The sequence below is a fragment of the Halonatronomonas betaini genome, from assembly GCF_015666175.1.
Lineage (GTDB): Bacteria > Bacillota > Halanaerobiia > Halanaerobiales > Halarsenatibacteraceae > Halonatronomonas > Halonatronomonas betaini.
On sequence record NZ_JADPIE010000007.1, the window covers coordinates 207,968 to 217,187 of the forward strand.

6 protein-coding genes are annotated in these 9,220 nt (G+C 36.8%); 2 read left to right on the top strand and 4 right to left on the bottom strand.

The features are described from left to right. Positions 1 to 26 precede the first annotated feature (26 nt). Together I0Q91_RS12395 and I0Q91_RS12400 are read left to right on the top strand one after the other, a co-directional pair. Positions 27 to 1,433, top strand: coding sequence for a sensor domain-containing diguanylate cyclase/phosphohydrolase (locus I0Q91_RS12395; protein ID WP_270454910.1), 1,407 nt, complete (start codon positions 27 to 29; stop codon positions 1,431 to 1,433). A gap of 213 nt (positions 1,434 to 1,646) precedes the next feature. Continuing rightward, a complete protein-coding gene (locus I0Q91_RS12400; RefSeq protein WP_270454911.1) occupies positions 1,647 to 2,243 on the top strand; it encodes a DUF5610 domain-containing protein in 597 nt (198 codons plus the stop codon). Positions 2,244 to 2,323: 80 nt separating this feature from the next. Here I0Q91_RS12400 and I0Q91_RS12405 read toward each other — a convergent pair whose 3' ends face one another. The 4 genes from I0Q91_RS12405 to I0Q91_RS12420 form a co-directional block, all read right to left on the bottom strand. Then, positions 2,324 to 3,898 (bottom strand): hypothetical protein, encoded by a 1,575-nt coding sequence (locus I0Q91_RS12405; RefSeq protein ID WP_270454912.1) that lies wholly within the window; start codon positions 3,896 to 3,898, stop codon positions 2,324 to 2,326. A 290-nt stretch (positions 3,899 to 4,188) separates the two neighbouring features. Beyond that, positions 4,189 to 5,745 carry a hypothetical protein gene (locus I0Q91_RS12410; RefSeq protein ID WP_270454913.1) on the bottom strand — a complete coding sequence of 519 codons (1,557 nt, stop codon included), beginning with the start codon at positions 5,743 to 5,745 and terminating at the stop codon, positions 4,189 to 4,191. Between the two features lie 271 nt (positions 5,746 to 6,016). Then, positions 6,017 to 7,549: a hypothetical protein gene (locus I0Q91_RS12415; RefSeq protein ID WP_270454914.1), complete on the bottom strand. Its 1,533-nt coding sequence runs from the start codon at positions 7,547 to 7,549 to the stop codon at positions 6,017 to 6,019. A gap of 305 nt (positions 7,550 to 7,854) precedes the next feature. Beyond that, complete coding sequence (locus tag I0Q91_RS12420; protein ID WP_270454915.1) at positions 7,855 to 8,985, bottom strand: hypothetical protein; 1,131 nt, start codon at positions 8,983 to 8,985, stop codon at positions 7,855 to 7,857. Positions 8,986 to 9,220: the final 235 nt, after the last annotated feature.

Below are 9,220 nucleotides of genomic sequence, written 5' to 3' on the forward strand. Positions count from 1 at the left end.
TTGAAGTATCGGGGGAGGGTACTAAATTGGCAGATAGTCAGAGGATTTTAGATAGTTTTTATAAAATAATTATAGATAGTGTTTATGATATGATCTATCTCCATGATTTAAGGGGTAATATTATTGATGTAAACGAACGGGCCCTTGAAGAGACTGGCTATACCTGGGAAGAAATCACTGATATGAAGGTCTTTGATCTCCATCCAGATGTTGATGTTCCTAAATACGATCGGCAGAATATCTATGATAGCTGGGAAGATTGTAATGTTGGCGAATCTGTTAGCTTTCAGGTTGAGCATGTAGGCAAAGATGGAGAACCTATACCTGTGGAGATAGATGCCGGCAAGGTCGGTAATAATGGTCAGGAGTACATGATTGCCTTTGTTCGAGACATTACAGATCGTAAAAATAAAGAAAATAGAATACTATATTTAAGCTATCATGATGTTTTAACAGGACTCTATAATCGCCGATATTTTGAAGAAAAGCTGGAAACTATTAATGAGGCAATCTTGCCAGTCAGCCTTATCATGGCAGATCTCAATGGTTTAAAAATTGTAAATAACAGCTATGGTCATACGACTGGCGATAAAGTTTTGGTCAAGGCTGCTAATATTTTAGAGGAAGAAACACCTGAAAAAGCAACAGTAGCCCGCTTTGGCGGCGATGAATTTGTCATTCTTTTACCTGAGACTGATAATCAGGAGGCCCACAGAATTTTTGATGATATTAAAACAGCCTGTAAAGCAACTGAATCAGATGAGTTCCCTGTTTCATTGGGGATGGGTATAGCTACAATGACTGATTCTGAACAGGATATTAACCTTATTTTTGAGAAAGCTGATAGGGAGATGAATCATAATAAGCTACTTGAAACTAGAAGCGCCAATCATAAGATGGTTTCAGGGCTTTTAGGGGCTTTATCTGCTAAAAGTGATGAGACTGTTGAACATACAGAACGGATGACCCAGTTGGCCAGAAAGATTGGAGAGAAGTTGGGAGTTCATAATTCTCAGCTTAATCGACTTTCTCTCCTGGCAACCCTTCATGATATTGGTAAGACTTCTATTCCAGAGGAAGTTTTAAATAAGCCAGGTCCACTGACAAAAGAAGAATGGAAGATGATTGAAGGTCATCCAGCCCGGGGTTATAAGATAGCTTCAGCTACCAGTGAGTTTGCAGTCATTGCCGAGGAAATTCTCTCTCACCATGAACGTTGGGATGGAAAAGGTTATCCCAGAGGACTGGCGGGTCAAGATATTCCTTATCTTGCCCGAATAATAACAATAGTAGATGCCTATGATGTCATGCTTAGTGGCCGCCCTTATCAGCAGGGCATGTCTAAAGAGGAAGCACTCCAGGAAATAGAAGATTGTGCCGGTAGCCAGTTTGACCCTGAAATTGCAGAAGAATTTGTAGAGTTATTTAGATAATCACTTTAATTATTTGATTTTAAAATGAGCACTATAGATTTAATAAGAGGAGTACTATTAATCATTAATAGTGAGTATTATCTAGCTAATGATCTTTAATCTGCTTTAAAGATAAAATCCAGCCTTTAATAATATTTATTATCGATCGATAATAAATATAGAGATAATCTAGAATTAATAGGATCATAAATAATAAAAAAGAAGGTGGCGCAGATGAAGATTGATAAAATTCCAGGAGTAAATCCTGTGGAAACTGGAAATAAGTCTGCTGGTAAAAATGAAGTCGATAGAGCTGATAAAGCCCATGGTAAAGGCAATGTAATTGATGTTGATAGAGATAAATATACTCCTGGCAAGCGCAATATTAAAAATACAACTTATGATAAGCCGGCCACTAAGATAGATCAGGAAGCCCTGGCCGAGGTGAAAAAGGCTGCAGATGACGCTAATAGCCGTCTCAAGGCAATGGTTAAGGAACTTCTGGCCCGGCAGGGTATGACTTTTAACGAGGCTCTTGAATCATCAGAAAAAGTAGAGGTTGATGAGCAGGCAGTTGTTGAAGCTAATGAATTGATCTCAGAAGGCGGGAAATTTAGCCCGGAAGCCGTTAGCGACAGGATTGTAAATTTCGCTAAAGCAATCTCCGGTGGCGATACTGAAAAATATGATCTCTTAAAAGATGCCATTGAGAAAGGTTTTAATGAAGCCAGAGAACTTTTAGGAGGCAGCCTTCCAGAGATCTCAGATATAACCTATGATCTTGTCATGGATAAAATTGATAACTGGGCCAATGGTGGAGAAGTTGCATAATAGCGGTAACGATGCATAAAAAAACCCTCCCCGGAACAGGGGAGGGCGCTATAATAGATCTAACTATTACTGGTTATTCATTATGCTGGTAAATCTTCGCTCTCAATTGTTCCCTCAACATCGAGGTGAATTATAAAAATATCATAAGCTGGAACAGTAATAGTCAAATCAGTACCTTGATAAGTGTCGAATACGTTTCCAATTCCAACTCCAGTCAATTTTTCAGGTAGATCTGCTGTTGCATATCCCTTTATTTTTACAGCTTCTTCTTCATCTTGTTGTAGGTCCCAGTTATCTTTGAGATTTAGTGTAATTGTAACTTCACCATCAACAGGTTCAGATATTTCTACTGTTCCTATATTTATATTTCGGCCGGCATAGATATTTTGTACGGAAGGACCAGCGGTGTCAAAGTAATACCACCAGCGTGAACCGCCACCCCAGGTGTCTCCACCAAATGCTGTCTCTTCTACAAAATCACCAACTTCAAATCCGTTATCAGGATCTAAAGGATCACCGTTATCAGGAGTGAATTCTCCATTGGTAGGTTCACTTGTTAGGTCATAATCTTTTTCAGGATGTTCTCTTACAGAGACAACCTGGAATTCATAGTCAGCAATATCATATAGTTCGTCTTTTTCTACAATATATTGCAATTCGTGTCTTTCGCCTTCAGCTGTATGCTCTACTTCGCCAATTTTTGCAAAATGAGAGTGATAATAAGGAGTTCTTTTGCGGAGCACATTATATCTGTCAGCATTTTCTACTCCGTCCCAGGAGATTAAGAAGCCATCGTTATTCTGAACTATCTGGACGTTTGTAGGGGAGGCAGGTTCTGCCATCCAGTCAACACCAACAGTAAGCTGAGAACCATATAGAGTTATTGGTACATCTGTAACTTTACCTGGAACTACTCTAGCCTGTATTTCTTCTCTCACAGAACCATGACCTTCCCAGGATATAACTATTGTATAGTATGCAGGGAAAAGACCTTCTACTAAAAGATTCTGATCTTCTACATCATAATTAAAATCTTTTTCCGCACCAGGTATTGGTTCTCCGTCTAGATCCAATACTTTAATATTTACATCGTCTATTCTTTCTCCACCGGTAGCTTCAGATGGAAACTGATCTACAGTTATATCTAATCCACCATTTGCCTGCTGGATCTCTAGACTGACATCTCTTTTCTGACCAGCAATAACCATAGCTTCGGTGGTACCTTCTGCAATAGTTACCCTCTGTTCAGAACCGGTATTGTACCCAGTTAAAGTAACTTTTACATCATAGTTTGACTCTCTTAAAGCTGTGAAAGTTACTGAGTAACCATTATCACCGAGATTATCTTCTAATATATCTTCATCGTCTAAATCAATTGTTTCTGTATAGCTTGTACCATCAATCTGATATTCAATATAAAATTCTAATTGAAAATCTTCAAACCTATTAAATAGTAAACTCTGGGCTCCAACTTCTTCCTCCATGTTTATTCCACTCATTACAACTTCCAATTCACCTGTTTCTGAACTATCAGCGACGTTTCGGGCAGTATCCTCGACGGCATTATTCCCTACCATGTCACAGGCAGCCATTGTAAATGCAAAAACTAGAACAAACACAAATAGACCAACAACTTTCAACTTTCTTTTTTTCATTTTGTTTTCCCTCCTATTTCTATAGTATACAATTATAATAATATATCGTGTTTGATAATGTTAGTATGATGAATTGATATTGAAAATATTTTTAAAGCTATAATCACATCATAATAACAGTAATATTTTAATTTAGCTGAAAATGATTTTAGGATAACAGTTAGTTTTTTGTAAATGATTATTTTGGTATTATAATGACATATCAACAGAAAAAGAATATATTAAATAAAAACCCTCCCCGACAGCAGAGGAGGGTTTGATAACAGATTAACTGTTGCTGGTGCTATTCATTAAGCTCCATAGATTATTCCCATAACATCCAGCTTGATCCCATAAAATCTATAATTTACGGCAGGAACATCGATAGTAATTATATCTCCATCTACATTTAACTCATCAAAATCATATTGGTAGTCAAAAAATGCAGGTTGAGGTCTCATATCAGGTAGATTGTCTTCAGTAAATCCCTGGACTTTTACAACTTCATCAGTTTTATCTGTTTGTAGTGACCAATTAACATGATCGATAGTCATTTTGAGTGTGATATAATTAGGATTATCTGGATTTTCAATAACTTCTACTGTTCCCATTTCTACTGCTAGATTGACATAGATAGTTTGTTCGGCAGGACCTTCGGTGTCATAGTAATACCACCAGCCATCACCAAATTCACCAGCAGTGTCTCCACCCCAGGCTGTGGCTCGATCGAGTTCGAATAGAGCTGGACTGGCAGGATCACTTGTAAGGTCATAATCTTTATCAGGATGCTCTCTTACAGCGACAACCTGGAAGTTATAGGCTGCTATATCAAATAGTTCTGGTTTTAATACTTTATATTGGAATTGGTGTCTACCTGGACCTGTATGCTCTACCTTGCCAACTTCTTTAAAATGAGCGTGATAATATGGAGTTCTTTTTCGGAGTACATTATATGAATCTGCATTTCCTACGGCATCCCAGGAGATTAGAAATCCTTCTTCATTTTGGAATACCCGAACATTTGTAGGTGAGGCAGGTTCTGCCTTCCAGTCAATATCTACAATTAGTTGAGAACCATATAGAGTGATTGGAACGTTTGTGATTTTACCTGGGATTACTCTAGCCTGGATTTCTTCTTCTACTGAACCATGACCTTCCCAGGAGATAACTATTGTGTAATAAACAGGATAAAGGTCTTCCACTAGAAGATTTTGGTCTTCTACATTATAATTAAAATCCATTTCTCTTAATACTGTTTCATTATCTAAATCCAATAATTTAACTTTTACTTCTTCGATTAGTTCTCCACCTGTTTCTTCAGATGGGAATTGATCCACTGTTATATTTAGATCACCAGTTGTTTGTTGAATTTCAAATCTAGCAACCACCTTCATGCCTGCAACACAAAAAGCTTCATAATTTTCTTTAGATGCAATAATTACTTCTTCACCACTATTGATATTGGTACCTTTTAAAGCAGAACTTACATTATATTTACCTTCTTTTAGGGCAGTGAATATCGCTGAGTAATCACCATTAGGATTACCTAAATTATCTTTTAGTATATCGTCATTATTTAAATTAATAGTTTTATTATACTTTATAGTTGGATCATCTTGATGTTCAACCTGAAATTCGAGTTTAAAATCTGTGAACCTACTAAAATGCACACTTTGAGCCCCAACTTCTTCTCTCATTTCAATTCCACTTACCTCGACTAATAAATCTCCTGTTTCTGAACTTTCAGCGACGTTTTGGGCAGTATCCTCGACAGCAGTATTACTTACCATATCACAGGCAGCCATTGTAAATGCAAAAACCATAACAAATACAAACAACCCAACAATTTTTAGTTTTCTTTTCCCCATCTTTTATCATCCTCCCCTTTGCTGTAGTATATTTATATCATAATATATCGATTTTAATAATAATAGTTTGCCACATTGACATTTTTAATTTTTTTTGAAGGTATAATCACGATATAATCACGGTGAAGATTTACAGTTGGATAAAAATGATTATAAGATAACAGGCAGTTTTCTGGAATATTTCTAGAATAGATGTTTAATTAAATAAAAAAACCTCCCCTATATCAGGGGAGGTTATGGTAATAGATTTAAATATTACCGGGCTTATTAATTAAGCACCATAGATAATGCCCATAACATCTAGCTTGATTCCGAAATATCTAAAATAATCGGTTGGTACTTCAATAGTAACTACATTGCCTTCTATATTCAATTGATCATAATCAAATTGATGATCGAAAAATGCAGGTTCAGGTCTGAGATTAGGCAGATTGCCTTCTGCAAATCCCTGGACTTTTACAACTTCATCAACGTCATCTACCTGCAGAGTCCAATTATCTTTATCTATGACCATTTCAACTGTAATATAACCATTTCCATTATCAATAACTTCTATTGTTCCCATTTCTGTTTCTAGATTGACCCAGATGGTTTGTACGGCAGGACCTTCAGTATCATAGTAATACCACCAGCCTTCACCAAATTCACCAGCAGTGTCTCCACCCCAGGCTGTGGCTCTATCAAGTTCGAAGAGAGCTGGACTGGCAGGATCACTTGTTAGGTCATAATCTTTACCCGGATGTTCTCTAACAGAGACAACCTGGAAGTCATAAGCTGCAATATCAAATAGTTCTGGCTTTAATACTTCATATTGGAATTCATGTCTGCCTGAACTTGTATGCTCTACTTCGCCAACTTTTGCAAAATGAGCGTGATAATAAGGAGTTCTTTTACGGAGTACATTATATCTATCGGCATTCTCTACTGCGTCCCAGGAAATTAAGAATCCTTCTTCATTTTGCTCTACCCGAACGTTTGCAGGGGAGGCAGGTTCTGCCATCCAGTCAACACCAACAGTAAGCTGTGAACCAAATAGAGTTATTGGAACTTCTGTAACTTTACCTGGAACTACTCTAACTTGAACTTCTTCTCTCACAGAACCATGTCCTTCCCATGATATGACCATTGTATAATAAGCAGGGAAGAGACCTTCTATTAGAAGATTCTGGTCCTCTACACCATATTCAAAATCCATTTCTCCAAGTGATTCGCCTTCTAAACCAAGCAACTCAACATTTACATCTTCGATTAGTGTTCCACCGGTTGCTTCAGATGGGAACTGATCTACAGTTATATCTAATCCACCAGTTACCTGCTGGATCTCTAATCTAACATCTCTTTTCATACCAGCAATAACCATAGCTTCGGTGGTACCTTCTGCAATAGTTACCCTCTGTTCAGAACCAGTATTGAAACCAGTTAAAGTAACTTTTACATCATAGTTTGACTCTCTTAAAGCGGTGAAAGTTACTGAGATATCACCGAGATTATCTTCTAGAATGTCTGCATTGTCTATACTAATGGTTTCTGTAAAGTTTACTGTATCATCATTCTGATATTCAATATAAAATTCTAACTGAAAATCTTCAAATCTATTAAATAGTAAACTCTGAGCTCCGACTTCTTCCTCCATGTTTATCCCACTCATTACGATTTCTAATTCACCGGTCTCTGAACTTTCAGCAACGTTGCGGGCAGTATCCTCAACTGCATTATTCCCCACCATGTCACAGGCTGCCATTGTAAATGCAAAAACTAGAACAAACACAAATAGCCCAACAACTTTAAATTTTCTTCTTGTCATTTTTACCATCCTCCCGTTTCTATAGTATGTCTTAATCATATTATGCTGGATGTTATAATCATAGTACTCTGAATTGATATTGAAAATATTTTTTAAGGTTTAATCACTATACAATTAGTCTGTTTTTTTAATCTTAGCTAAAAATGATTTCAGGATAACGACAGTTCTCTGGAACTGGTTATTTTGGTATCTTAAAGTCATTTTCACAGCAGAAGAATATTTTAAATAAAAAACCCTCCCATGGAGGGGAGGGCTCACTTACTAATTCATAATATTTATTCAACTCTAATTCTGTTATAATCGTTTTAATCTACCATGAATTCTCCATTGGCAGGTTCACTTGTTAGGTCATAATCTTTATCAGGATGTTCTCTTACAGAGACTATCTGGAATTCAAAGTCTGCAATATCAAATAGTTCTGGCTTTTCTACATCATACTGAAATTCATAATTACCTTCGCCTGTATCAACTATTTCGCCGACTTTTGCGAAATGAGCGTGAGTATAAGGAGTTCTTTTGCGAAGCACATTATATGAGTCTGCATTGTCTACTGCATCCCAGGAGATTAAGAATCCTTCGTCATTCTGCTCTACCTGGACGTTTTCGGGTGAGGCAGGTTCTGCTGTCCAGTCAACACCAACAGTAAGCTGAGAGCCAAATAGAGAGATTGGGACCTCTGTAACTTTACCTGGAACTACTCTAGCCTGTATTTCTTCTTCTACAGTACCATGTCCTTCCCAGGATATTTGAATTGTATAATAAGCAGGAAATAGGTCTTCTGCTAGTAGATTTTGGTTATCTACATCATAATCAAAATCCATTTCTTCGATTAGTTCGCCTTCTAAATCAAATAATTGAATATTTACTTCTTCAATTAGTTCTCCACCGGTTTCTTCAGATGGGAACTGATCTACAGTTATATCTAAGCCACCAGTTACTTGCTGGATCTCTAACCTGACATCTCTTTTCTGACCAGCAATAACCATAGCTTCAGTGTCACCAGTTGCAATAGTTACTCTTTCTTCAGTATTAACATTGTAACCAGTTAAGGTAACTTCTACATTCCAGTTGGACTCTCTTAGAGCTGTGAAGGTTACTGAGTAACCATCATCACCGAGATTATCTTCTAGAATATCTGCATCGTCTAAACTAATTGTTTCTGTATGGTTTACAGATGAATCTGGCTGATATTGAATATAAAATTCTAATTCAAAATCTTGAAACCTATTAAACAGTAAACTCTGGGCTCCAACTTCTTCCTCCATGTCTATGCTACTCATCACGATTTCCAATTCACCTGTCTCTGAACTATCAGCAACATCACCAGCAGTATCCTCAACAGCACTATTACCGACCATGTCGCATGCTGCCATTGTAAATGTAAAAACTAGAATAAAGACAAATAGCCCAACAAATTTCAAACTTCTTTTTTTCATTTAATTTTCCCTCCCATTTCTTAGTATGCATTAATCATAATATATCAGGTTTAATAATAGTAGGACGTTGAATTGTTATTACAATTACTTTTGAAGCTATAATCATGATACAATCAGTTTGCTTTTAATATTAGTTTAAAATGATTTCAGGATAACAGGAGTCAAGTCCATATTTGTGTGTAAATTCCTCAGTCAGTAATAAAGTTAAGCAATAAAGCCAGTTTTAGCTTTTTTC